The following is a 25,882-nucleotide window of genomic DNA, read 5'->3' on the forward strand; positions in this document are numbered from 1 at the left end:
TTACTATCTAGATTAATTTAGTGCAATTATTTCTGAATTAATTGGATGAATAACAAGAATAACTCATTTAATTAAGGGGTAACTATGATGATAAAAAAATTTAAAATTACCCTTGCTTGGAAAATTTTTTTTGCTTTAAACTTGGGTATTATTTTAGGAATAGTATTACATAATCAAATAGAATTAAAAGATTGGATGATCGCTACATTCCTTTCTCCAGCTGGAGAAATTTTTATTCGTATGATAAAAATGATTGTAGTTCCCATTGTAATGGCTACATTAGTAGTTGGGATAGCTGGTATTGGCGATGCTAGAAAACTGGGAAGTATTGGGTTGAAGACTATTATTTATTTTGAAGTTATTACAACAATTGCTATAGTACTTGGTGTGGCTTTGGCTAATTTGCTTCATCCTGGTTATGGAATTGATATGTCTGTGTTGTCTAAAACAGATATTTCTATGTATGAGCAAACTACATCTGAGATACAGTCAAATTTAGTAAATACTATGTTGTCGTTAATTCCTTCGAACATTGTTTATTCCATGGCTAGAGGAGATATGTTGCCAGTTATTTTTTTCTCGGTTATTTTTGGGCTTGGATTAGCCACGTTGCCAGATAAAACTAAAAACCCATTATTGGACATTTTTAATTCTATAGCGGATACTATGTTTGAAGTAACTCATATAGTTATGCGTTATGCTCCTATTGGAGTTTTTGCTTTAATTTCAGTTACAGTTGCAACTTTTGGTTTTAGTTCTTTATTGCCTCTTACGAAACTTGTGTTGTTGGTTTATGGTGCTATTGTTTTTTTTGCACTGGTAGTATTGGGTGTAGTGGCGCGTATATGTAATCTCAGAATTTGGAAATTAATTTGTATTTTAAAAGAAGAGCTTATCTTATCTTTTTCTACTGCTAGTTCAGAAACTGTATTACCACGTATTATAGAAAAAATGGAGGCTTATGGAGCTCCATCAACTATTACTGGATTTGTAATACCTACTGGTTATTCTTTTAATTTGGATGGATCGACTTTATATCAAAGTATTGCTGCTATTTTTATTGCACAGCTTTATGGTATTGAATTATCTTTAAGTCAAGAAATTATTTTAGTGTTGACTTTAATGATAACTTCTAAAGGTATTGCTGGTGTTCCTGGGGTTTCTTTTGTAGTATTGTTAGCTACATTAGGTAGCGTAGGTATTCCGTTAGAAGGATTAGCATTTATAGCAGGAGTGGATCGAGTATTAGACATGGGTCGTACAGCACTGAATGTGATAGGTAACGCCTTAGCAGTGTTGGTAATTGCAAAATGGGAAAATCAGTATGATACAGAGCAGGCGCGTCTGTATGAATCAGAGATGTTACGTAATAAATAATATATCTCTATATTTCTTGTTCGTTATATTATTTGTTACGTTTTCTTTATAGAAAACATCTCTGTAAAGATGGAGCTTATTTTAAAAAATTTATCATATATAGGGTAGTAATATTTTTTTAGATATTTACTATAAATAATAAAGTGAATCTATAAAAGATATAGGGATCTTTTTAGTTAAAAGAAAAGTTTATGTAAAATTTTCAGTTTCATTTATTTTTGTATCTTGTATTTTATTTTTTATAAAATATACTATTCTGCTAATTTATAAAAAATTATGCATTGCAATGGCTTCTATTTCTATTTTGGCATTTTTTGGTAACTTAAAAATTCCTACACAGGAGCGTGCTGGTAAAGTTGTCTTTTCATAAGCAGAATATGTGTTGAAAAAATTTTCATAACTAGTATTTATTTTAGATAAGTCATTGAAATCAATGATAAATAATGTGGTTTTAACAATATTATTTATTTTTAGTCCGGTGGTTTCAATAATATTTTTAATATTTAGCAAAGCTTGATGGGTTTGATCGTAAATGTTATCAGACATAGTGTTTGTGTCTGGACATATAGGAATTTGGCCAGACACAAACACTACTATGTTGTTGTTTTCTATCTTTACAGCCTGGGCATAGGGACCAAGAGGAGCAGGAGCATTTTTGGTATTAATCGTCATAATGTGTTTTTGCATATAATCTATCCTATATATAATAGTAGCCTTTGAAAAGTAAAACATTAAATTTTAATACCCATACTATACCATAGTATAAAATTTTTATTTATATTATGAATTATTAAAATGGATTGGATCAAAACAACAAGTATCAGGAAGTAATGTTGCTAAAATAAGAGCTTTGACAGCATGTAAACGATTTTCAGCTTGATCAAATACTATACTATATGAAGATTCAAATATATCATTTGTTACTTCTATCCCATTGTTTAAATTATATTTTTTTGCTATTTTTTTACCAACAGTGGTTTCGGTATCATGTAACGCCGGTAAGCAGTGTAAAAATTTTATATTTGGATTGTTGGTATTTTGAATCATACGATGGTTTACTTGATATGGAGATAGTAAAGAAATACGGTTTTCCCACATTTTTTCATTTTCTCCCATAGATACCCATACATCGGTATATAAAAAGTCTACATCTTTTACCCCATTAGAAATATCTTCAGTAAGTGTAATATTACCATTGTTACGTTGCGCAAGATCTTGGCAATTTTGAAATAATTCTTGTGTGGGCCAAAATATTTTAGGCGATACTAATCTTAAATTAAATCCCATTATTGCTGCAGCTTCTAATAAGGAATTACCGATATTGTTTTTTGCATCTCCTACATAAGCTAGCGTCATTTGACGAAACGTTTTATGCGGTAATTGTTCTTGCATGGTCATAAGATCAGCAAGTAATTGTGTCGGGTGAAATTTCATAGTTAAACCATTCCATACCGGTACTCCAGAATATTGTGCAAGCATAGTAACTATATCTTGGCTATAACCACGATATAGAATTCCATGATACATTCTTCCCAAAATTTTAGCAGTATCTTTAATGGATTCTTTATGTCCAATTTGGCTAATATTTGGAGTTAAGCAAGTTACGCGTGCACCCTGATCAAATGCTGCTACTTCAAAAGCACATCTTGTTCTAGTTGAATGGTTTTCAAAAATGAGTACAATGTTCTTTCTATTTAATTTTTGGATTTCAGTTTGTGTATTTTTTTGATGTTTTAAATGACTTGATAATTGCAGTAAAAATTTAACTTCATTTTCAGTAAAGTTTATTAATCGCAAAAAAGATCGTTGATATAATTGATTCATGTGATATTTACCTAGAATACTGATCTATATAAAGGAATTGTTTACACGTAAGTAGAAAATAATATGCAATCTGAAAAATAAACTTTTTATTTTAGTAAAAAAATTTTTTAAAGATTTTTAAATTAGTTTCAATGAAAATATGAAAGTTATTTATAATTAATCAAAATAGTGAAAAATAAATTTATCATTAAATTTTTTAAATTACTTTCGATATATACGTTGTTGTATAGGATAATTATAGTTTTGTTATTATAGCATGTTGCTCAAGTAATTTATGTTTAATTTGTACATAATAATTTAATAATTCTTGTTTATTTTTTATGATAGACGTTGGTGCATGATTTATGAAATTATTGTTATTTAGTAATTCTTGCGTTATTTCAATTTTATGTTTTATTGATTCTAATTCTTTATTTATTTGATTAATTTTAATATTTTTATTAAATTTTTCTGGGGTACGTATTAATAATTCTGTTGAACCTAAAGATACAGCAATAGATTTTGGATATACTTCATGTTTTGGAATGAAATCGATACTTTTTAAGTAAGCAATATTGCATAGAATATTAGAATTATTTAAAATGCGTTTTTTAACATCTGGTGAAGTACACCTAAATACTACTTGTAATGGGATATTATATGTAATATTCATATTTGTGCGAACATTACGTATTGCTGTGACAGCATGTTTGATCCATTCAAAATCTAGGATAGATTCAGTGTCAATCATGGATACATTATATTTTGGAAATGGTTGTAACATAATAGTTTCACCGTCGTTTCCAGTAATTGTTTTAACTTCTTGCCAAATTTTTTCTGTAATAAAAGGAATAATTGGATGTGCTAAGCGTAGTAATGATTCTAGTAATGTAATTAATGTATAACGTGTTCCTCGTATTTCCAGTGTATTTCCGTGACAAAGTGTTGATTTAGTTAATTCTATATACCAATCACAGAATTGATGCCAAATAAACTTATGCAAAATATTTGCTATTTTATCGAAACGATAAATTTTTAAATTTTTATGGAAATTCTTAACTGTTTGATGAAATTTTGTAACGATCCAACGATCTGCTAATGAAAATAATTTTTCTGTAGAAGAAGATATGCAACAATCTTGATTTTTAGTATGCATTAATACAAAGCGACTAGCTTGCCACAATTTATTACAAAAATTATGATAACCTGTTAGCCGTTTCATATCCCAGTGTATATCTCGTCCAGATGATGCTAGTGCTACTAAAGTAAATCTTAAAGCATCGGTTCCATGAGATTTAATTCCATGAGGAAATTGTTTTTTAGTACATTTTATAATTTTATCAGCCAATTGTGGCTGCAGCATGTCTTTTGTACGTTTTTCTAATAAACTCTCTATAGAAATTCCATCTATTAAATCTATTGGATCAATGATGTTACCTTTGGATTTTGACATTTTGTGACCAGACTCGTCACGCATAAGACCAGTAATGTATGCGGTTTTGAATGGAATTTGAGGTATTCCATTATTATCTTTTATGAAATGCATGGTTAACATAATCATTCGTGCAATCCAAAAAAATATGATATCAAATCCACTTATTACAATGCTAGTAGGATGAAAAATATTTAATAAATTAGTATCTTTAGGCCAACCTAAACTAGAAAATGTCCACAAACTTGAAGAAAACCATGTATCTAATACATCGTTATCTTTGCGTAATATTATATCATTATCTAACTGATTTTTTATTCTGATATCTTTTTCGCAATGTCCTACATATATTTTATTATTAGTATCATCATACCAAGCAGGAATTTCATGCCCCCACCATATTTGCCGAGAAATACACCAATCTTGTATATTATTCATCCAACCAAAATACATATTTTTATATTGCTTTGGTACAAAATCAATCATACCTACTTGTACCGCATTTACCGCTTGTTGGGCTAAAATTTTAGCGCGTATATACCATTGATTAGTTAACATGGGTTCAATTATAGTCCCAGTACGATCGCTACATGGAATTATTGAATTATGAGGTTTTATATCATGTAATAAATTGAATTTGGTGCATTCAGAAATCATTTTTTTTCGTGCATGATAACTGTCAAGATTATGAAACATTTGAGGAATATTATAGTATAATTGATCGTTAGGTTTTCCATAACTATCAAATACTTCTGGGTGTTTAAGAATTTTCCCATTAAGTGAAAAAATGTTTATCATGGGCAATTTATGTCGCTTCCCTATTATATAATCGTTGAAATCATGAGCAGGGGTTATTTTAACGCAACCAGTTCCTTTAAACATATCTACATGTTCATCAAAAATGATAGGAATACATTTGTTAGTTATTGGTGTGATTACGTATTTTCCAATCAAATTTTTATAACGAGAATCTTCTGGATGTATTGCGACAGCGACATCTCCTAATATAGTTTCTGGACGTGTCGTTGCAACAATTAAATAGCTTGGGTCAATGGTAGAATGATCTGTAACAATAGTAGAGTTATTTAATTTATAGTATAGGTACCACATGGATCCTTTCATTGGTTTATTGACAACTTCTAAATCAGAAATTGCACTTTGTAATGTAGGGTCCCAATTTACTAATCTTTTTCCTTTATAAATTAAATTATCTTGATATAAACGAATAAAAGCTTCCTTTACTGCATAAGACATTTCTGTATCCATAGTGAAACATTTTCGTTTCCAATTGACTGAATTTCCTAATCGTCTCATTTGGTAAGTAATAAATTTTTCAGATTGTTGCTTCCATGTCCAAATTTTTTTTATTAAATCATCGCGTGTGTAGTTATGTCTAATTTTACCTGTATCATTATAAATTTTGTTTTCTACTAGAATTTGTGTAGCAATACCGGCATGATCTGTGCCTGTTTGCCATAAAGTATTCTTTCCATTCATTCTTTGATAACGCACTAAAACGTCCATAATGGTTTGTTGAAATGCGTGACCGAGATGTAATTGTCCTGTAATATTAGGAGGAGGCATCATAATACAATAACTCTTATGAGATGTATCTCCATGAGGATTAAAGTAACCTCCTTGTTCCCAGAATTTATAAATTGGTTCTTCTATATTTTTAGGATTATATATTTTTTCCACGATATGTTTACTCATGAAATTGGGGTATTAATAACATTTAGTTTAAATCCATTTTTTTTATAAGATTGGTATCTATGTCTTGCCCATTTTTTTAAAATGTCAGTTGCTGGTACAAAATCTATTATTTCATTAAAATTAAAAAAGAAATCCATATTTTGTTTCATAAGATTAATTAATAGATCTCTTGGATTATTGTCATAACAACATTGACTCCAGTATATAATTACTGGAGCGGCATGAACGGTTTTTCCAAATAAATTATGGGGTAAAAATGTGTTTTGATCAAATGTCCATAATATTTCATCTATTTTTATAGCTTGATGTTCGTTTTCGCAAGCTACTAAGATTTTTTTACCAGATCTCCATTGTATACTTATCAAATTACAAATAAGTTTTTCTATATAACTGAATTTAGTTTGTTGCTTAAATTCTTGAGGTATCAAATAAAAAGTGCCATGCTTCATATATTGTTAATTTTTGTGATTAGAATAGTGTTTGTTTATTTTTATGTGAGAATGATCTATTAATCAAATATTGCGACAAAAGCGCTACGGGACGTCCCGTAGCGCTTTTGTCGCAATAATTAGATCTCCACGCTGTTCCAGCAATATCTAAATGTGCCCAATGATATTTATGTGCAAATTTTTGAAGAAAACAACCAGCTGTAATTGCCCCACCAGATTTACCTCCAACATTTGTCATATCTGCGCATGTAGATTTTAATTGTTTTTGGAATATATCATTTAGTGGTAATCTCCAAACGTAATCTTTAGATTGTTTTGAAGCTATAATTAAATCATTGGCTAAATCTTCATTATTAGACATTAAACCACTAAAATGATGCCCTAATGCAACGACACAAGCTCCAGTTAATGTGGCTATATCGATTACAACATCGGGTTTATATCGCTCTGCGTATGTCAATGCATCACATAATACTAAACGACCTTCAGCATCAGTATTTAGTACTTCTACTGTTTGTCCCGATAAAGTAGTTAAAATATCACCTGGACGAAAGGAAGTATGACTTACCATGTTTTCACTAATAGCAAGTATCCCGATAATATTTAATGGTAAATTAAGTTCTGTAGCTATATACATAACTGCATATACCGCAGCAGCTCCACACATATCATATTTCATTTCATCCATTTTGTTTGATGCTTTAATAGAAATACCGCCAGAATCAAAAGTTAATCCTTTTCCTATAAATATAATAGGAGGAACATTAGATCCTTTAGGATGCCCTTCATATTTAATTATAGGCATTTTAGGAGTATAACTGGATCCAAGCCCTACTGCCAAATAAGCATTCATGCCTAATTTTTTCATTTCTAACGCATCAATTATATTTATTGTGATATTATTACGACTGGATAGTTTATTCACTTGATCAATAAGATAATCAGGAGTACAAAAATTAGGGGGCATATTTCCTAAATCTTTAGCTATTTTTATGCCATGAACGATCGACAATCCATCTTTAATAGATTGTTTACAGTATGTAAGTTCATTTGTGTTAGGTATATGTAAAATTATTTCTTGCAGTGATTGGTTAGATTTATTTTTATTGTTTTTAAATTTATTAAATACATACAATTCTTCTTCAACAATTTCTATTGTTTGTCTTATTTTCCAATAATTGTCATATCCTTTGATCTTTAATTCACTTAAAAAAAACAGTATTTTAACTATGGGGATTTCTTTACATAAGAGTATTATTTTACGAATTAATTTCCTGTAACAATATTCATCAAAATTATATTTTTTACCACAACCAATTAATAAAATTTGTCTATTATACAACTGAGGAATATCATACAATAAGAGTGTTTGCTCCATTTTTCCCTGAAATGCTCCACGATGCAACAATGAACTAATGTATCCTCCGCTTATGTTATCGATTTTTTTTGTTGAAGGAAATAAATGTGATTCTTCGAATATACCAGTAATCATGCAACCATCAGGATATGATTCTAGATGACTATCAGTGACCCTAAATTTTATCATAAATTTTCCCATTATAAATATGCTGAATAACATGTTGAAATAAATTAATCACAATATTCGTAATTATATAATCATATGTAACAATGAAGTACATTATTTATACGATCTTGGTTTACATTCTATCATTAATAAGTTTTATTTGCGTTATAAATAAATTAAATATGCATTTTAATACTATAATTTTATTATTGTTACGATTATTGATTTTTGATGTAAAAATAAGTTTTTAGGCAAAACAATGATATTTACAAAGTATATATTGAAAGAAATATTTAGAAATCAATTGATTATTTTAACATTATTATTTTTAGTTTGTTTTTGTCAAAAATTGATTAGAATGTTAGGGCTGGTAATAGATGGTAATATTTCAATGTATTTATTTTTTCTCTGTCTTGGTTTAAATATACCAGAAGCAGGAAAATTACTTATTCCTTTTAGTGTGTTTTTAAGCGTATTAGTGACTTTTTATCGCTTACATATTCATAATGAAATTATAGCTATGTATTCTTGTGCTGTAGATAAATACCTTATTATAAGGAGTATATTCTTATTTAGTGGAATCGTTGCAACGTTTGCTATGATCAATATAGGATGGTTATCTCCTTATTGCTCGAGTTATCAAAGTAAATTATTGCATGAAATCAAAGAAAACATTAATTTAATTGTTTTATCGGAAAAGAAATTTCAACCATTATCTACTAAATCTTTAATTTTATTTGCAGATAGTATTCAGGGAAAAAAATTAAAACATGTTTTTTTAGTAAAAACAAATCAAAATAAAAATAATGGTATGTATACAATTATGACGTCAGAACATGGCAATATTGATCAAAATCCTGATGGTTCTCGATTAATCATTTTAGAGAAAGGTACGTATTATGAAATCTATAATAAATGTGAATTGTGTGAACATATATTTATAACTAATTTTTCTAAGTATAAAATGTCGATTAATAATACGGTCAAAACATTGTTAAAAAAAAATAAATCCATTGATCATATGTCTATATACCAATTATGGTATTCTGTCGCTCCAGAAGCACGTGTGGAGCTTCACTGGCGTTTAACTTTATTAATGTCTATTTTTATTATGCCAATGATCACAACGTTATTAACTATCACTATTTCATATAATTATTTATCAAATTTTTTATTAACGATTTTTTTATATACTATTTTTTTTGTTTTGCATACTTTACTGCGTTCTCATATTATTTTAGAGAAAACAAATCCTATGGTATGGATGTGGGTTATAAATAGCATTTATTTATTAATAGCTTTATTACTTAATGCATGGGATACTTCTTGTATGAAAAAATTAGTTTTAGTAGCGCTTTATCGTAATTAAGTAACAATATAATTCATATGTATAATATTTTAAACCATTATATTAGGAAAGTAATTATATCGAGCACAATAGTGGTTTTTTTAGTGTTAATATCTTTATCCAGTATAATTAGATTAGTTGATGAACTACGTAAAATAGAAGAAGGAAATTATTCTATTTTTGAAATTATTATTTATATTATTTTAAGTTTACCAAAAGATTTTGAGTTATTTTTTCCTATAGCTACTTTATTAGGTGGCCTTTTAGGTTTAAGCGTACTTGAAGTACACAACGAATTTATAGCGATGCAAGTTTCTGGATTTAGTAAATTACAAATTGTTTTATCAGTTATAAAAGCTTCTGTTCCCGTGCTACTATGTAGTATTATTTCTAATGAATGGATAGTGCCTAATAGTGAAAAAATAATATATACATATCGCGATAAATCACAATATGACACTTATTTATTGTCTGCAAAGTTTAAAAATTTATGGTTTATAGATAACAACGATTTCGTTTATGTTGAGCGTGTAGTTTCATGTAGCGAGTTATTGGGAGTAAAATTGTATAATTTTGACGAAAAAAAATTAAAAAAGATATTTTATGTTAATCGAGCAGTGTTTATAAATAAAGTATGGCATTTAATTGATGTGAATGAATTAGATATTTCTAGTGAAATGTGTATTATTAATAAAAAAATACCACATTCTGAATGGCATGCTGCATTAACTCCATATAAATTATCGATGATGATTACTCATCCGAATATTTTATCTATTTCTAAATTATATCATTGTGCTAAATATTTTAATAAAATTGGCCAAAGTTCTAAGTATTATCAGATGATATTTTGGAACAAGATATTGTCTCCTATATCTGGATCAGTGATGACCATAATGGCATTAGCATGTACTTTTGGTCCATTACATAAAAAAAAGATAGGATTCAGATTATTCATAGGAAGTGTAGTAGGGTTTTTGTTCTATATTTTAAATCAAATATTTGGAATATTAGGGATAATGTATAATGTTTCTCCAATAGTTGGATCAATATCTCCTAGTGTAATATTTTTGATAATCAGCATAATTATCATGTGGATATATTCATAAATTTATTACATTAGAAATCTTTAAAAAGTTTTCATATTTACTTTATTTTGGTTAAAAACATGTCTTTGGTAAATTCTCGTACCCATTTATGAGCAGGGGAATGATTATGTTTAGAATGCCATGCTTGGATGATATTTCTTTTCCCTAAATTAAAATCAGTATAAAAATATGTTACTGGCATATTTAATTTTTGTGCAATTGTTAATACAAATTCTGGGATTACAGCCAATGCATCTGAATGAATGATGGCATTTACAGTGGTAATGTATTCAGGAGTAATACCAATTAGATTTCGTTCTGACCAAAAATATTTGTTATATTCATCAGAATTAGTTAAGTACTCATTTTTAGTTTGAATAAATTGATATTTTAACAAATTGTCCATGTGTTTATTTTTGGATAAAATAGGATGGTGATTTCGGCATATTAAACAACACTTAGATACATAGATAGTTCTAATGGTTATTTCAGGATTAAGAGAACGTATTTCTCCTATATATAAGTCTATAGCGTGATTGCGTAAAAAATCATCATCATAATCTGAATCATTTACTAAATTAATAAATACATTGGGAGCATTATTTTGAATCTCATGGAATAAGATAGTATTGAGAATAGAAAAAATAACATGATTCGATGCGATAGTAAAGGATATAGTAGTGTTCTTAGGTTCAAATACTATGTTACTACTAAATACTGATTCAATACGATTAACTAATTCTTTAATGTTGTCTTTTAGAGAAATTGCTTTAGGTGTTGGAATTAATTTAGTCCCACTACGAACTAAAATTTGATCATTAAATAAAACGCGTATTTTATTTAGGGATTTACTAATAGCTGGAGCGGTGACGTTTAGTTTTTTTGCCGCTAAATTTACGCTATTATCTTCTAGTAGCGCATTAAGAACTACTAGTAAATTAAAATCAAAATTGTTCATATAATAAAATTTTCATATAGTATTTATGTGTTAGGTATTATAATGTATAAATATACAAGAGTAAAATATATTAATGTAATCAATTATAATATTCTTGTCAGTAATAGATATATTGGGATAAATATGATATTTGCATTTTTCATAAAACAAGAATTATAAGTGATAGGTATAGTTGAGTGAAATAAAAATATATGATATTATCACTACCCATGGGTAGTGATAATAATGAATATTTGATCTTTTATATTGAAAGAATAGTATTTTTTCAATATAAAAGGTATTATTTTTAAGTTTAATAACTAAATTCAATAAATATGAGTAAGTCAATTTTTATGTGTTAAGATTATGCTTTATGAAATATATATAAAGTTTAACAATTAAATATTGATTTTAGAGAATGATTTTTAGAGAAATATTTGTTTGTTTGCCGAAGTGGCGAAATAGGTAGACGCAATTGACTCAAAATCAATCACTTTTATAAGTATGCCGGTTCGACCCCGGCCTTCGGCAAAGTTTGTATAAGGTTATTACAATAAAAAATCTAAAAACGTCTATATATTTTAAATTTTTTATTTTGAAATCTAGAAGTATTACGTTAAAGTGAACTAACATATTTTATAATACTGAATGAGTATAATTTAATTTTTTAAAATTAGTATTGTTTGCATGTAATGGCTACTATTTAGAAAATTAGGGATTGATCTTTGATAAGAATTAAAATTGCAATTAAAAGTATTGGGTGATTTGTTATAAAGATGGGGAGGAGAGACGAAATGCGGGGATGATTAAGGGAGAATTAGATCGGGGAAGTTTTTATTAAAAGATGTTATGTTATAACATAACTTAACCTATTAAGAGAGTTGCATGTCATCATTTTATTCTAAACAACGGTTATCTGTTGGAATGAGATTGTTCATTGCTTCAGGATTAGTTCGTATGCTCATAGCATTAGTGATATTAATATGTTTGTGGGCCGCTATTCTTTGGTCTTCCTTGTTACCCTAATAATATACAAGATAAACCCATGATGACATTATGTAATGTAATAGCAGGATACTATGGTCGTAATGTTAGTCCATCTGTAAGCGGTCGTATTAGATATGGCAGTATGATTGCTATTGTAGGACCTAACGGAATAGGAAAATCTACTTTATTAAAAACATTAGCTGGGTTATTACCTCCGATATCTGGTACATTAAAATTTGGAAAAAGAGGTAAACCTCGTGTAAGTTATTTACCTCAGGGTAAAACTATAGACTATCATTTTCCATTAACTGTCTTTGATGTAGTATCCATGGGTTGTTGGCCTAGAATAAATTTGTTAAAAAGACTAAATCGACGTCAAAAAACTGTAATTTGGCGTTCCTTAGAACAGGTAAAGTTATTGGATTTATTAAATCAATATATAGAAACCTTATCAGGTGGACAGGTTCAACGCATGTTGTTTGCTAGAATGTTAACGCAACAAGCATCGTTAATCTTACTTGACGAGCCGTTTCAAGGTGTTGATGAAAATACTTGTAAAATAATGATACGTTCTGTAAATCTGCTTTGCAGAAGAGGATGTACTGTGATTGCTGCGTTGCATAATGACGAATTAGTAACTGAATATTTTCCCAATATATTATCATTAACTCATTCTTGTAGTATTTGGAATTCTTCTGTACAAATATGATAGTTTAGTTTTATATGATTTCATATAAAATAAATGAAATCATTCATATACATATACTAATTTTTTGGTAAGAAATATGGCTATTCATATGTTGTTTGATCCTTTTATTAACTGTGGTTATATGCGTAGAGCTATAGTGGCTTGTTGTGTATTGTCTATTAGTATGACGCCAATTGGTAATTTCTTAATGTTAAAACGTATGAGTTTAGTAGGAGATGTATTGTCTCATGCTATATTACCAGGAGTAGCTATAGGATATTTTTTTTCAGGTATGTCATTTGTTATAATGAGTATAGGAGGATTTATTTCCGGTTTAGTTGTTGCAATACTATCTAATTGGATTAGTGAAAAAACATTGTTGCAAAAGGATGCTAGTTTTTCTGGATTTTATCTTGGATCTTTAGCATTTGGAGTGATATTAATGTCATTACATGGGCCTAATATAGATTTATTAGATTTATTGTTTGGATCTGTTTTATCTGTAAATTTATTGAATTTAGAATGTATTGGAGTAATTGGAACAATAACTCTGCTTACTGTTGCTTTACTTTATAGAGCTTTGATTATTGAAACATTTGATCCAGATTTTCTAAGAGAAAATGGTATTAAGGCGGCTAAATTTATTCAAATAATTTTTTTATCAATAGTTATGTTGAATTTGATAGCAAGTTTTCAAGTGACTGGTACTTTAATGTCTGTTGGGTTAATGATGTTGCCTGGGTTATCAGCTCGGTATTGGGTTAAGAGTTTAATAAATATGCTCTTGTTATCGGTATTAATTGCTTTGTTGTGTTCATGGATAGGATTACTTGGAGCATTCTATATGGTTTTCCCAGCAGGTCCTGCTATAGTGTTATGTGGTAGTATAGTATTTTTAATTTCGGTATTTTTTGGAAGAAATAAAGGTATTCTATTTTATATATACCATAAAAAATGAAATTTTTTGAATTATTTATTTAATTAATCATTTATTGTATTAGAACAAATTAAGTGTGTTTGTTTAAAAATATGATTTTTGTTAAACATGAACAATATAACGATTGAATATTTATATAATTAATTTTAATCATTATATGAAATTATGTTTAGTAGTGTTGTCTGTTTCTAATTGCATATAGCAATATTAAGTTTTAGTAATTATTAAAGATTTTTTATTTGTGATTATTTTAGTGTTGTTAATAAAATTATATATATAATTTTATTTATATTATATATCTTTGATTATAAATGAAAATTAATAAATAATGATTGTGTGATGGGTATTGTTATTATTTTTGTTTTTAGCAAATAAGAATGTGGTGCTGTATGATTTGTAATATATATACATATCAAAAAATAATATATATGTAACATTTTTTATAATATTAATAATAATACGTTTCAATTAAGTTTATACCCTAAAAATAGGGAGATTAAAGATTTAATTTTTTAAAATAGGGTAGAATAGTAATTGAAAAGTTAATTATTTTTACATAAAAATAAAGTAGTTTTAAATAGTAAAGTAAATGTTTCGTGTTTTAGGAACAAAATATATGATATTTTTATATATATATTATTACTTTTTTCTTATGTTCATAAGGAGTATTATTTAACGTAATGCTTATGATTATTATCTATTATAATTACTACTGTTTACTATCATAAATTTTTTTAAATTTACTCTCATTACTTATGAGATTTTGTGTGTTATATAGGTAGTACGCACAAAATATATGTAATTTTATAAATTTGAATTATATTTATAAATTAACGTTTATTTTGATTTAAGTTATTTATTTAGTTAGCATAGATTAACATAAATAAATATTGGTATCTGCTGCGATTGTAGAAATTATTAGTCTTCAATTTATATCTATTAATCATGGTTTATGGAGTAGTTACAATTTAATCGTATCTCCTAAATATACTTGTTGTACATTTTTATTATTCAAAATCTCATTAGGAGATCCATGAGCAATTAATTTTCCTTGATTAAGGATATATGCTCGTTTACATATACGCAATGTTTCTCTTACATTATGATCGGTTATTAACACCCCAAGTCTGCGGGATTGAAGTTGTTTAATGGTTTTTTGTATATCTATGATTGCTATTGGATCAACTCCAGAAAAAGGTTCATCAAGTAACATAAATTTTGGATTAGCAGCTAATGCTCGTGCGATTTCTACGCGTTTTCGTTCTCCTCCAGATAATGTTTGACCAATATTGTCTCGTAGATGACTGATATGGAAATTATTCATTAATTCTACAATAAGTTTATTGCGTTTTGTTGTATTAAGATTGCGCTGGGTTTGTAATATAGCCATTAAATTGTCAAATACAGTCAATCGACGAAAAATAGAGCTTTCTTGAGGCAAATAACCTATGCCTAATCGGGCTCTCAGGTAGATCGGAAATATACTAATATCTTTTTTACCAAGGAAAATATGACCGGTATTATGTTGAACAATTCCTAATATCATATAAAATGTCGTAGTTTTTCCTGAACCATTTGGGCCTAATAGTCCAACAATTTCTCCAGAAGAAATATATAAATTTATATCATTAACTACATAACGTCCTTTATAGATTTTAGACAAATTTCTTATAATAAGTGTTGTCATTCTATTAAATCAGAATTAATTATTACAGTGTAGATTAAATATATTTTTTAGATTGATTTGTTAATAAAGTTGTAACAACTTTATTTCCTTGATTAGAAATAGCTTTCATTTGTTTTTTTTTAATTGAGTATATGATTTTATCACTTTTTATAGAATTTCCTGATTTTTCTATATAAGCATTGCCAATAAAAGTAATAGTATCATCGTTAGTACTGTAATATATTATTAATGATTGAGCAAATATTGAGTTCTTCATGTCTTCTTGTGTTTGATTCAAAATGGCAGGTTTTCCATGTGCTTCTATTGCAGATAAATGATGTATATCTTTTTCATGAGAGACTAGTATTTTATCTGCATAAAGATTGATGTTTTTATATTTAAGAGTAACTTGATCTGTAAAAATTATCGTATTAGTTAGCATATTAATTGATTGGCATTGAGAGCAAATTTTAATTATTTGTGTTTTTTTTTGCGTTACAGCATGAGAATATGTAAACATAAAAAATATGTTAATACAAACAAGTATTATTCTGTTTTTACCGCATATATTGAATTTCATAGTAAGTTTGTGTACTATCAATTAATTTGATTGTTTGTGTATGCAGATTAGCATGCATTTTCATCCCGACAGAATAAAAATAATGACCATGTATAATTACTTTTTTGTTTGCAATAATATCTTGAGTTATTAAATTAATTATTGCTTGGTTTGTTTCAATAGATTGAAAATATGTGTTATCTATTAAACTATTCATATGGACGTTTCCGTATAAATGTAATGTTTTTTCATGATTTAATCTAGCTTGATTTGCTGTAATTTTCCATATTGGAGCATTTTTTTCATTAAAAGCAGTTACGTCAGGACGTATAAACCAAATGATTTTTTGGTCTGAAAAATGTTGAATACAATATGCTGTTAATTTAAATTTAAGTTGTCCTGTCGTATGATATATGTTGATGACTACATCATTACCTTGATGAGTGTATGTTTTTTTATTGACTAATAAATTTAGTGGCCTATTAAACATAATTAATGATTTTTTTATAATCATGGACAAAAAGATTATTATTAATATTAATAATATTACATAAAAAATATATTTTTTGTTTTTGTTTAATAACTTAGATATATAAAACATTGTGCTATCTCATTGCTGAATGGCTATAATTTAATATTTATTTATGTTTTAAGTAATAAAAAACATTATTAAGAGGTGATATAAATTAAATACTGCTAGAATTGTTAATTCTAATGTTGTTTTGGTGTGGAAGACTATATATATAAGTAAATATATGTTATAAAATGATACGATTGAAACAGTTATTTACAACAACATGAAATGTTGCGCATAGATACAACAATATATTCATTAACTTAAGGCGATATATAATGGAATTAGTTTCAAAATGTTAATTTTTAGTTTAGTTGTTAATTTTGAAACTAATATTAATGATATACATAGCATTATATGTTTTATTTAAGTGTTATGTATTTCTGATAGATTTTAGTGTTTTCAATTTTAATTTGTAATAATATTTTTATGATTAAGTTATATTATATATAAATAATGTAAGTAATATATATTGTGTGTAAGTAATATATTTATATATATGCAGTTTTTAAGTTTATTTTTATTAAAAGTATGATTGCTATATGTAAGATAAATAATTTTTACATTAAACAATAAAAATCTAATTTAGAAAAATATATTAATCGCTGGTTTTTATAAAATAGAAAAAAAATTATAATACTTAATAAGATAACTGAATTTATTTTTATGGACTTGTTAATTAAATATAATTTTTTCACATATCTTTAGATATATGAAATATAAAAATGTTTAATGTTATAAGTGTATGAGTACAAGATGAATATATATAGGATTTTATTATTATATGGTGGTTCGGATTAATTTTTGTTATATCGCAGTACATGAGTAAATTATATATTGCATGTGTATTATATGAAATTACTTTAAATAAATTTATATATATTCTTTATTGTATATGAAGTTATTTTTATTTTGATGCATATCTAATAAAATAGATTATTAATAATTAAATTAGAAATATGATAATATTTGCTATGAATGTAATAAAGGGTATTATTTTAATTTAATTATTAATATTGATGGAAAATTTATTTTTTGATACATTTTTAATAAAAATTATAAATTGTATGAGAATTATTATTATTTTGATAATATTAGTAATTATAAATATGTATATCCCAAAAAATAGTTGAAATGATATTATCAATTATAATAAAGATTGTTTTAAGATTATCAGTTACATTTGAGTAGTTGATATAGTTCTCCATATATTTTTGATATAATTTCACGTGTTATTTTAATAAAAATTTATTTTTAGTAATGTTTAATATTAATTCTTAATTATTAAATATATCGGTATGAAATTTATCAACATATAGTTGAGACGTTATAAATTAATGATATCTAGATGAATGAAATAATTAGTTTATAAGTACGATTATTATTTTTATATTATTTAATATTTTATGGACTCTATGTATGATTAAAATTTTTTATTTTTATAGATAGGTTAATAATGATTATTATCGAATTGTAATAATTAGTCTAATAATATAAAAATAATTTTTTTTTAAAATATGATGTAAATGTATGTAAAAATTTTGTCGACTAAATAGTCAGTTTTTATTTTTATTTTTAAAAATAAAAATAAATTTAATGTATTGTTCATATTTAAATAGGTATATATAATTAATATTAGTTTAATGATAATAAATATGGTATCTAATATCTTAGATAATAAAAGGTATGATTGTGTATATTATAGATACAGAAAGTTTTGTAGATATATGTAGTAGAGAAAAATTTAGATTTTATTTTTTAATGTATTTTCATTGAGGAGAAAGATAGTAATGATTATCGTTACATATTAGCTAAAAATAGAACTTAAAAAAATTAGTTATTTAAGATTAAAATTAAATATATATTGCAAAATATATTAATTTAAAAATAACAGCTTAAAGTAATTTTTAAGTAAAATATGATTAAGATAATTATTTGTTCTACCGTTAATTGTATTTATTTAAATGGTTTTGAAGCTTATGAATGGGAATGAAGTTAAAAGTATTTTATTAAAAAATTTATTATTAGATGAGGTATATGTTTCTTTTTGCGAAAATAATTGTCAAATTATTGCTATAGGTCATATATTTTATAATATGGATGAATTAGAACGGCATAAAATAATATATGCTCCTCTTATGCAGCATATATTAAATAATGAAATTCATTCTGTATCTATTCAAGCATTTAATCCTGAAGAATGGAATAAAAAACATATATCATGTAATATATAAAGCAGATTTTTAATTGCTATGGTATTAGTATGTAATTAACGTTAAATTATGAGAATGGATAAATTTTACATTTATGGTCCTACTCCTTTAAATGGTGAAGTGAGGATATCAGGAGCTAAAAATTCTGCGTTACCAATTTTATTTGCTACGTTACTAACTGAGGAACCAGTAGAAATTTTTAATGTTCCTAAATTGAAAGATATTGATGTTACTGTAAAACTTCTAAAAAAACTAGGAGCAAAAGTGGAGCATTGTGATGTAGTTTTCGCAGATACTAGCAGTGTTAATACATGTTGCGCTCCTTATGATTTAGTTAAATCTATGCGCGCTTCTATTTGGGCATTAGGACCATTAGTAGCACGCTTTGGAAAAGGGAAAATTTGGTTACCTGGTGGATGCTCGATTGGTAAAAGGTTAGTAGATTTGCATGTTAATGGGTTAAAGAAATTAGGCGCAACAATCATTTTAGAAAAGGAATATGTTATAGCTTCTGTGAATGGACGATTACATGGTGCTCATATTATAATGGATAAAATTAGTGTTGGAGCTACGGTCACTATTATGAGTGCTGCCGCATTAGCAGAAGGGACTACTATAATTGATAATGCTGCTCGTGAACCAGAAGTTGTTGATACCGCTAATTTTCTTATTATGTTGGGAACAAATATTAATGGAGCTGGAAGTAATAGAATTATTATTGAAGGAGCTCGAAAACTAGGCGGTGGAAAGTATTGTATCATACCAGATCGTATTGAAACTGGAACTTTTTTGGTTGCGGCTGCTATTTCACGCGCAAATGTAGTTTGTTTGGGATCACGTCCAGATACTTTACGTTTTGTTTTGAAAAAATTACGTGAATCTGGGGCTGAGATCAAAACTGGTAAAGATTGGATTAGTTTGAATATGAATGGAAAACGACCAAAAGCTATTACTTTATGCACTAAACCATATCCAGGATTTCCTACTGATATGCAAGCGCAATTTACTTTATTAAATGTAGTTTCTGAAGGCACGGGGAAAATTATAGAAACTATATTTGAAAATAGGTTTATGCATGTGCCAGAACTTATTCGTATGGGAGCTCGTGTTAAAATATCAAATAACATGATTGTTTGTCGTGGAGTTAATTCATTAATTGGAACACAAGTCATGGCAACAGATCTGCGAGCATCTGCAAGTTTAGTGTTAGCTGGCTGTATTGCTGAGGGATTAACGGTAGTTGATTGCGTATATCACATTGATCGAGGATATGATCGCATTGAAAAAAAATTAAAAAATATGGGAGCACATATTGAACGAGTTACTCATGAATAGCTTATATTAGATGTATAATGATTTTTATGTAATGGGTTTTGGTCTTTTTATGTCAAAATATTTTTTAAAAAATAACGTTTTAAGTGGATGTTTAGTTATGTACTTATTGTATTATTTGTAATTTACTGGATATTTATTTTCATTTGAATATTTAAAAACTTAGATTAAATATTGTTTTGTTTGTTGTATTGATCTTTAAATCAATGCAATAATTAACGGAGTAATAGAAATATATTTGTATCTCCGCGAACAATATTAAGCGCAATAATAGATGGTTTTTCGTTTAAAATTTTGCGTAATTGAGATAAGTTATGTACTTTAGTACGATTTAATCCAATGATTATATCACCTTTTTGTAAACCAATAGAATAAGCTGGAGAGTCTTTGGCCACTTCTTCAACTTGTACTCCTTTTGTTCCATCTTTTAAATATCCATTACTTAAAGAAGCTCCTTGCAATGCAGGAGTTAATACCTCTTCACTGGTGCTAACAGAAGTACTATCATCTAGTAAAACTGATATTGTTTGTATTTTTCCATCTCGTAACAATCCTAGTTTTATAGTTTTACCCGGGGTGGTAGTCCCAATTTTGACTCTTAACTCTGCAAAATTTTTTATTGGTTTTCCCTCTATAGATATGATGATATCTCCTGCTTTTATATTTGCTTTAGCGGCTGCAGTTCCTGGTAAAACTTCGCTGACAAACGCGCCGCGTTGTGCGTCAATGTTGAGTGCTTTAGCAATATCAGCAGTTAATTCTGTTCCTTTAATGCCTAATTGTCCGCGTTTTACTTCCCCAAATTCGATTAATTGTTGACTTAAATTTTTTACAATATTGCTAGGAATCGCGAAACCGATACCAATATTTCCTCCGCCAGGTGTTAAAATAGCAGTGTTAATTCCAATTAATTCTCCATGTAAGTTTACTAAAGCCCCTCCAGAATTTCCTCTATTTATAGAAGCATCAGTTTGTATAAAATTTTCTAGTCCTTCAAGGTTTAAACCACTTCTACCTAATGCTGATACAATACCAGAAGTTGCTGTTTGACCTAATCCAAAAGGGTTTCCTATCGCAACAGCAAAATCACCAACTTTTAAGATATCAGAATCAGCTATTTTTATTTCAGAAAGGTGTTTAAATTTTAATAATTGAAGTAATGCTAGATCAGTTTGCTCATCATGTCCTATTAATTTGGCATCAAATTCTCGACCGTCGTTAAGTTGTACTTTAATTTTATCTGCTCCATTTACAACATGATTATTGGTAATAATATAACCTTTATTAGCGTTAATAATAACTCCTGATCCTAATCCTTCAAACGGTCTAGACCCAAAGTTACCTCCAGGCATATCTGGTCCAAAAAAATATTTGAATTCTTTAGGTAATGTAAGTTTTCTTGCTGGCTGAATACCTTCTACATGTACACTTACTACTGCTGGAAGTACTGTATCTAACATGGGAGCTAAACTTGGTAGGAATCCTGATATTTCCGTAGAAAATGCCGTATGATTGATAGAAGATTCAGAATATGAAATTCCTAATGCGAATAATATACTCAATATGTTAAGTAAGTGTGTTGTTTTCATAAATAATTAATTTAGTTAGTTATATTATTAAGTAAGAAATAATATTTATACTAAAATGTTTATAAAACTTTAGTGACTAAATTACATATATTTATACCTATAATTAATTTTTAATTGTAGAAAGCCGTAGCACTGGAGATAATACTTTAGATATGAAAATGTAATATAGGGTATAATGAAATTTGTATAAATGATATTAGTGTTATTTGTTATCATAATTTTTTAAAGTATTTTCCGTATTATTAGAATAATCTAGTGGCGCTTCTATAGGTAGTTGTTCATTTTGTATATTTGTTTCTTTGGTGTTAAACATGCACATTATATCTTGAATATGTGTGTTTGGTAAAAAAAAGTTAGCACTTTTTTTTACATTATGATATAGATGACGATAATCAACTATCATTTTGTTTAATAATTCTATGGTGCATAAAAAGTGTTTACTTAGTTCTCTTTGGTATTCATTTAGTTTAATTTTGTTTTCTTGTAATTCATCATATAAATTTTTTTGATTATATAATAAATAGCGAGTTCTGTAATACATTATAATTGCTCCTGTAGCAATGCCAATTATTAAGATTGCGAGCATATATATATATATCATGGTAACGACTCCTAAAAAATTTCTTGTTGATATATTCTGTTTTGTATGGTTTTAATCGCCTAAATATTTAGCTAGAAATATTTAGGCGATTAAAACCAAAAATAGTATTTAAAAATTGTTTAGTACATTAATTATCAATTTTATTAATTGATAATATACAACGAATTTATTTATTATAAAATATAATATGATTATATTTCTTAATTATTTAATTTTTAGTTAATATATAGACATATAGATGTGACACATTTTATGTGCGAAAATATTAGTTCAATATTTATTTGAAATTTTTAAATAATATTGGAGAAATTTTATTTTTCAATAATGTTATTTTAATATAGAATCTATTATGTTATAATTATACTTTTATATTAAAAGTTTATTTTTGATTGGAACGTGTGTTTTATGTTGAGTTGATTTTTGTTTTTATGAAAACTTTTATGGAAAAATCAAATATAATTAGACGAAAATGGCATGTTATTGATGCTAAAAGTAAAATACTTGGTCGTTTATCTACTATAATTTCTAGATACTTAATTGGTAAACATAAAGTTGAATATGCCCCTCATATTGATATTGGAGATTACGTTATTGTTTTAAATGCAAAAGAAGTATCTGTAAGCGGTCGCAAACGTGATAATAAAATTTATTATCATCATACTGGGTATGTTGGAGGAATTAAACAATCTAGTTTTAAGAGAATGATTGACAGGAATCCTGAAAAGGTAGTTGAAATTTCAGTAAAAGGTATGTTACCTAAAGGACCTTTAGGTCGTATTATGTATCGTAGATTGAAAGTATACTCGGGAAGTACACATATACATTCTGCTCAAACACCTCAATGCATAGATTGTTGACGAATAAAATAAAATGGAAAATTTTGAGTATGACCTATAATCAATATTATGGTACCGGGCGAAGAAAAAGTGCATCTGCTCGAGTATTCATTAAGTTAGATGAAATGAGCAATGGGAAAATTATTATAAATAAGCGTAAATTAAATAAGTATTTTCCTAAAAATAGCATGCAGTTTATTGTTACCAGACCTTTGAAAACTGCTAATTTACTAAACAATAAGTTAGATGTATATGTTACTGTAAAAGGCGGAGGTATATCCGGGCAGGCTGGTGCTATATGTCATGGAATAACGCGCGCATTATTACAATATGATGATAAGTTACGTGATGTATTGCGTTCAGTTGGGTTAGTTACTAGAGATTCTAGAGAAGTAGAAAGAAAAAAGGTAGGATTACGCAAAGCACGAAGGAGTCCTCAATTTTCTAAACGTTGATATTTTGACATATTTGTATATATAAATATAAGGATGTAGTGGTTTTATCTTTTAAATGAGATTTTTTAAAATTAAGTATGAAATTATTTTTTAATAATGAGTGTTGGGATAAACATTGAGTATATTGGGAATGCTTTAGTTGATGAAAATTAGAGATGATATTATTTAAAATAATAGTGATTTCTATGGGTTGTGATGTATCATGTAAATATTGTATTGATAGTATATTAGATATATTATCTAACTAATAATTATATTTATTTATATTGTGTTATAAAAAATAAATCAACATGATCATATGCTTTTTTGTGAAAATTGTATATTTTTTAATATTCGTTAAATTATACTGGATTAATAATTGCGTAGGAATGTATTCGTGTAAGAAATCGGGATTTGTAAGTATGAAGTATAAACTTTTAAAGTCACAGTATGTTTTTAGTAAAAAAATAAATTCTTCATTGAAGAATGAGTGTATACAGAGTTATTGGTTATTATTAAAATAATTAGACATATGGATAAGTTTATTTTATATAAATGGTTGTTTTATTGCTTAATTTTTACATTTTTTGTAAATTCTACAAGTATATGAATTCGCAGGTAAGATAATGATGTACAATATTTAGTTTTTATTAAAGATTTAAAAAGTATATTAAATATTGTTTATAAATTTAAATGGAATAACTTTATTTTGTTGCATGGGTGTAGGCATATTGAATAAAAATCTAGCGCTGGATGTGCGTTGTTGTTTTGGGATATTTGTATCTATTTTAAAAATAATGTTGATTTATCAATATATTGCATTGAAAAAATAAATGATTAATTTTTTATATTCAGAATTATTTTTAAAATAGAATACGAAGATATTTTATTGTTTTGTTAAAAATGTTCTGTTGTTTGTAGATAGGATTGATTAAAAATTTTTTTAATTTGGCATATTTGTGAATATAAACAAAAAACATTAATTAATGATGATTAAACTTAATAATATGGTACTAAAAGTTAGTGAATAAATTAGATTATATAGATATGCATTTTCTCTATTTTTAAGTATTATTTATATTCTATACTTATATAAATAAATTTTATAAAATATAATAAATTTACTGAAGAAAAGATTTATATTTATGATTTGTAACCACCGCATTTCCTATATATGAAAATGTAGTGGTTACATTTTTTACCCTATTTGTTGTATTTGCTATTTTTTCAGCATACTTACCTTCTGCATAAGTAACTTGACCCAATAGAAAGACTTCTTTATTTTCTGTAACTATTTTAATACTAGAAGCACGTATATCTCTTTTAAGAAAAAGGTTTAAACGTATTTGATTACTAATCAAAGCATCTGCGAAAATAGATTGTAAACATATTGGCGTACCTTGTCGAATTGCATTATAAATATTTTTTGTTCCATTAATTTTAGTTACTATTTTTATAGCTTCTTTAATAAAAGAAGCAGAAGGAGCTTGTCCAGTTAATAATACATTACCTTGGTATACAGTGGGTTTTATACGTGCGTATTTTTTAATATGTTGATGCTTATTAAAAGCATAAGTAATATAAGTTTCTAAGATATTATCATCTAGCTGAGTACCTATAGTACGAGGATCATGCCATGCTGTAGTAATAAATGCAGCAGTCCCTATAGCTAACATACTTGAACAACAAGCTTGCAATACTAATATAGAAAATAGAATCAATAATAACTGAACTACATGATATCTAATGTTCATTCATATGTGTTTACAAATTTAGATATTAAAAATTGGATAT

General features: G+C 27.0%; 22 protein-coding genes and 1 tRNA gene. 11 read left to right on the forward strand and 12 right to left on the reverse strand.

Annotated elements, in window-relative coordinates:
- Positions 1–90: 90 nt before the first annotated feature.
- Positions 91–1,377, forward strand: coding sequence for a glutamate/aspartate:proton symporter GltP (gene gltP / locus M9408_RS01710; RefSeq protein ID WP_250236744.1), 1,287 nt, complete (start codon positions 91–93; stop codon positions 1,375–1,377).
- A gap of 264 nt (positions 1,378–1,641) precedes the next feature.
- On the opposite strand, the gene M9408_RS01715 is transcribed toward gltP, so the two are convergent.
- From M9408_RS01715 to M9408_RS01735, 5 genes are all read right to left on the reverse strand, one after another.
- On the reverse strand, positions 1,642–2,064 hold the full coding sequence (locus M9408_RS01715; protein WP_250256967.1) for a Rid family detoxifying hydrolase: 423 nt from the start codon (positions 2,062–2,064) through the stop codon (positions 1,642–1,644).
- A gap of 93 nt (positions 2,065–2,157) precedes the next feature.
- Positions 2,158–3,201: an ornithine carbamoyltransferase gene (argF, locus tag M9408_RS01720; protein ID WP_250256968.1), complete on the reverse strand. Its 1,044-nt coding sequence runs from the start codon at positions 3,199–3,201 to the stop codon at positions 2,158–2,160.
- Between the two features lie 235 nt (positions 3,202–3,436).
- Positions 3,437–6,310: a valine--tRNA ligase gene (locus tag M9408_RS01725; protein WP_250256970.1), complete on the reverse strand. Its 2,874-nt coding sequence runs from the start codon at positions 6,308–6,310 to the stop codon at positions 3,437–3,439.
- Between the two features lie 11 nt (positions 6,311–6,321).
- On the reverse strand, positions 6,322–6,774 hold the full coding sequence (locus tag M9408_RS01730; RefSeq protein ID WP_250256971.1) for a DNA polymerase III subunit chi: 453 nt from the start codon (positions 6,772–6,774) through the stop codon (positions 6,322–6,324).
- A gap of 19 nt (positions 6,775–6,793) precedes the next feature.
- The gene (locus M9408_RS01735) at positions 6,794–8,320 is read right to left on the reverse strand and encodes a leucyl aminopeptidase (RefSeq protein WP_250256972.1); all 1,527 of its coding nucleotides are present in this window, start codon (positions 8,318–8,320) and stop codon (positions 6,794–6,796) included.
- A gap of 238 nt (positions 8,321–8,558) precedes the next feature.
- On the opposite strand from M9408_RS01735, the gene lptF reads away from it, so the two are divergent.
- Together lptF and lptG are read left to right on the forward strand one after the other, a co-directional pair.
- Positions 8,559–9,668, forward strand: coding sequence for an LPS export ABC transporter permease LptF (lptF, locus tag M9408_RS01740; protein ID WP_250256973.1), 1,110 nt, complete (start codon positions 8,559–8,561; stop codon positions 9,666–9,668).
- A 71-nt stretch (positions 9,669–9,739) separates the two neighbouring features.
- Positions 9,740–10,756, forward strand: a complete 1,017-nt coding sequence (gene lptG / locus M9408_RS01745; protein ID WP_250256974.1) for an LPS export ABC transporter permease LptG — start codon at positions 9,740–9,742, stop codon at positions 10,754–10,756.
- A gap of 37 nt (positions 10,757–10,793) precedes the next feature.
- Here the strand turns inward: lptG and M9408_RS01750 are convergent, their stop codons facing one another.
- On the reverse strand, positions 10,794–11,693 hold the full coding sequence (locus M9408_RS01750) for a LysR family transcriptional regulator (protein ID WP_250256975.1): 900 nt from the start codon (positions 11,691–11,693) through the stop codon (positions 10,794–10,796).
- Positions 11,694–12,119: 426 nt separating this feature from the next.
- On the opposite strand from M9408_RS01750, the gene M9408_RS01755 reads away from it, so the two are divergent.
- The 4 genes from M9408_RS01755 to M9408_RS01770 all read left to right on the forward strand — a co-directional run bounded on the left by M9408_RS01755 (position 12,120) and on the right by M9408_RS01770 (position 14,305).
- Positions 12,120–12,203: transfer RNA gene (locus tag M9408_RS01755), tRNA-Leu, on the forward strand.
- A 354-nt stretch (positions 12,204–12,557) separates the two neighbouring features.
- The gene (locus tag M9408_RS01760; protein WP_250248529.1) at positions 12,558–12,698 is read left to right on the forward strand and encodes a hypothetical protein; all 141 of its coding nucleotides are present in this window, start codon (positions 12,558–12,560) and stop codon (positions 12,696–12,698) included.
- A gap of 19 nt (positions 12,699–12,717) precedes the next feature.
- Complete coding sequence (locus M9408_RS01765; protein WP_250256976.1) at positions 12,718–13,368, forward strand: metal ABC transporter ATP-binding protein; 651 nt, start codon at positions 12,718–12,720, stop codon at positions 13,366–13,368.
- Between the two features lie 76 nt (positions 13,369–13,444).
- The gene (locus tag M9408_RS01770; RefSeq protein ID WP_250248527.1) at positions 13,445–14,305 is read left to right on the forward strand and encodes a metal ABC transporter permease; all 861 of its coding nucleotides are present in this window, start codon (positions 13,445–13,447) and stop codon (positions 14,303–14,305) included.
- Positions 14,306–15,245: 940 nt separating this feature from the next.
- Here the strand turns inward: M9408_RS01770 and lptB are convergent.
- Genes lptB through lptC form a run of 3 tightly spaced genes read right to left on the reverse strand, consistent with a single transcriptional unit; the run spans position 15,246 to position 17,023 of the window.
- Positions 15,246–15,971: an LPS export ABC transporter ATP-binding protein gene (gene lptB / locus M9408_RS01775; protein WP_250236260.1), complete on the reverse strand. Its 726-nt coding sequence runs from the start codon at positions 15,969–15,971 to the stop codon at positions 15,246–15,248.
- Positions 15,972–16,005: 34 nt separating this feature from the next.
- Positions 16,006–16,470: a lipopolysaccharide transport periplasmic protein LptA gene (gene lptA, locus M9408_RS01780; RefSeq protein ID WP_250256977.1), complete on the reverse strand. Its 465-nt coding sequence runs from the start codon at positions 16,468–16,470 to the stop codon at positions 16,006–16,008.
- 37 nt (positions 16,471–16,507) lie between these two features.
- On the reverse strand, positions 16,508–17,023 hold the full coding sequence (gene lptC / locus M9408_RS01785; protein WP_250256978.1) for an LPS export ABC transporter periplasmic protein LptC: 516 nt from the start codon (positions 17,021–17,023) through the stop codon (positions 16,508–16,510).
- Between the two features lie 2,039 nt (positions 17,024–19,062).
- Here lptC and M9408_RS01790 point away from each other — a divergent pair.
- Together M9408_RS01790 and murA are read left to right on the forward strand one after the other, a co-directional pair.
- Positions 19,063–19,317, forward strand: coding sequence for a BolA family protein (locus M9408_RS01790; RefSeq protein WP_250256979.1), 255 nt, complete (start codon positions 19,063–19,065; stop codon positions 19,315–19,317).
- Between the two features lie 54 nt (positions 19,318–19,371).
- On the forward strand, positions 19,372–20,631 hold the full coding sequence (gene murA, locus M9408_RS01795; RefSeq protein WP_250236268.1) for a UDP-N-acetylglucosamine 1-carboxyvinyltransferase: 1,260 nt from the start codon (positions 19,372–19,374) through the stop codon (positions 20,629–20,631).
- Between the two features lie 212 nt (positions 20,632–20,843).
- Here the strand turns inward: murA and M9408_RS01800 are convergent, their stop codons facing one another.
- Positions 20,844–22,217, reverse strand: coding sequence for a Do family serine endopeptidase (locus M9408_RS01800; protein WP_250256980.1), 1,374 nt, complete (start codon positions 22,215–22,217; stop codon positions 20,844–20,846).
- A 202-nt stretch (positions 22,218–22,419) separates the two neighbouring features.
- Entirely contained in the window at positions 22,420–22,803 is a 384-nt protein-coding gene (locus M9408_RS01805; RefSeq protein WP_250256982.1) for a YhcB family protein, read from the reverse strand.
- Positions 22,804–23,246: 443 nt separating this feature from the next.
- On the opposite strand from M9408_RS01805, the gene rplM reads away from it, so the two are divergent.
- Both rplM and rpsI read left to right on the forward strand, forming a co-directional pair.
- Positions 23,247–23,675: a 50S ribosomal protein L13 gene (gene rplM, locus M9408_RS01810; protein WP_250256983.1), complete on the forward strand. Its 429-nt coding sequence runs from the start codon at positions 23,247–23,249 to the stop codon at positions 23,673–23,675.
- Positions 23,676–23,704: 29 nt separating this feature from the next.
- Positions 23,705–24,109 (forward strand): 30S ribosomal protein S9, encoded by a 405-nt coding sequence (rpsI, locus tag M9408_RS01815; RefSeq protein WP_250236276.1) that lies wholly within the window; start codon positions 23,705–23,707, stop codon positions 24,107–24,109.
- A 1,100-nt stretch (positions 24,110–25,209) separates the two neighbouring features.
- Here the strand turns inward: rpsI and dolP are convergent.
- Complete coding sequence (gene dolP, locus M9408_RS01820) at positions 25,210–25,842, reverse strand: division/outer membrane stress-associated lipid-binding lipoprotein (RefSeq protein ID WP_250256984.1); 633 nt, start codon at positions 25,840–25,842, stop codon at positions 25,210–25,212.
- Positions 25,843–25,882 lie beyond the last annotated feature (40 nt).

The sequence above is a fragment of the Candidatus Blochmannia vicinus genome (assembly GCF_023586525.1).
Lineage (GTDB): Bacteria > Pseudomonadota > Gammaproteobacteria > Enterobacterales > Enterobacteriaceae > Blochmanniella > Blochmanniella vicinus.

Excerpts from the sequence above, each read along its gene's own strand:
- M9408_RS01715 (WP_250256967.1), bottom strand. The coding sequence starts at position 2,064 with ATGCAAAAACACATTATGACGATTAATACCAAAAATGCTCCTGCTCCT.
- argF (WP_250256968.1), bottom strand. The coding sequence starts at position 3,201 with ATGAATCAATTATATCAACGATCTTTTTTGCGATTAATAAACTTTACT.
- M9408_RS01730 (WP_250256971.1), bottom strand. The coding sequence starts at position 6,774 with ATGAAGCATGGCACTTTTTATTTGATACCTCAAGAATTTAAGCAACAA.
- M9408_RS01735 (WP_250256972.1), bottom strand. The coding sequence starts at position 8,320 with ATGATAAAATTTAGGGTCACTGATAGTCATCTAGAATCATATCCTGAT.
- lptF (WP_250256973.1), top strand. The coding sequence starts at position 8,559 with ATGATATTTACAAAGTATATATTGAAAGAAATATTTAGAAATCAATTG.
- M9408_RS01750 (WP_250256975.1), bottom strand. The coding sequence starts at position 11,693 with ATGAACAATTTTGATTTTAATTTACTAGTAGTTCTTAATGCGCTACTA.
- M9408_RS01760 (WP_250248529.1), top strand. The coding sequence starts at position 12,558 with ATGTCATCATTTTATTCTAAACAACGGTTATCTGTTGGAATGAGATTG.
- M9408_RS01765 (WP_250256976.1), top strand. The coding sequence starts at position 12,718 with ATGATGACATTATGTAATGTAATAGCAGGATACTATGGTCGTAATGTT.
- M9408_RS01770 (WP_250248527.1), top strand. The coding sequence starts at position 13,445 with ATGGCTATTCATATGTTGTTTGATCCTTTTATTAACTGTGGTTATATG.
- lptB (WP_250236260.1), bottom strand. The coding sequence starts at position 15,971 with ATGACAACACTTATTATAAGAAATTTGTCTAAAATCTATAAAGGACGT.
- lptA (WP_250256977.1), bottom strand. The coding sequence starts at position 16,470 with ATGTTTACATATTCTCATGCTGTAACGCAAAAAAAAACACAAATAATT.
- lptC (WP_250256978.1), bottom strand. The coding sequence starts at position 17,023 with ATGATTATAAAAAAATCATTAATTATGTTTAATAGGCCACTAAATTTA.
- M9408_RS01790 (WP_250256979.1), top strand. The coding sequence starts at position 19,063 with ATGAATGGGAATGAAGTTAAAAGTATTTTATTAAAAAATTTATTATTA.
- murA (WP_250236268.1), top strand. The coding sequence starts at position 19,372 with ATGGATAAATTTTACATTTATGGTCCTACTCCTTTAAATGGTGAAGTG.
- M9408_RS01800 (WP_250256980.1), bottom strand. The coding sequence starts at position 22,217 with ATGAAAACAACACACTTACTTAACATATTGAGTATATTATTCGCATTA.
- M9408_RS01805 (WP_250256982.1), bottom strand. The coding sequence starts at position 22,803 with ATGCTCGCAATCTTAATAATTGGCATTGCTACAGGAGCAATTATAATG.
- rplM (WP_250256983.1), top strand. The coding sequence starts at position 23,247 with ATGAAAACTTTTATGGAAAAATCAAATATAATTAGACGAAAATGGCAT.
- rpsI (WP_250236276.1), top strand. The coding sequence starts at position 23,705 with ATGACCTATAATCAATATTATGGTACCGGGCGAAGAAAAAGTGCATCT.
- dolP (WP_250256984.1), bottom strand. The coding sequence starts at position 25,842 with ATGAACATTAGATATCATGTAGTTCAGTTATTATTGATTCTATTTTCT.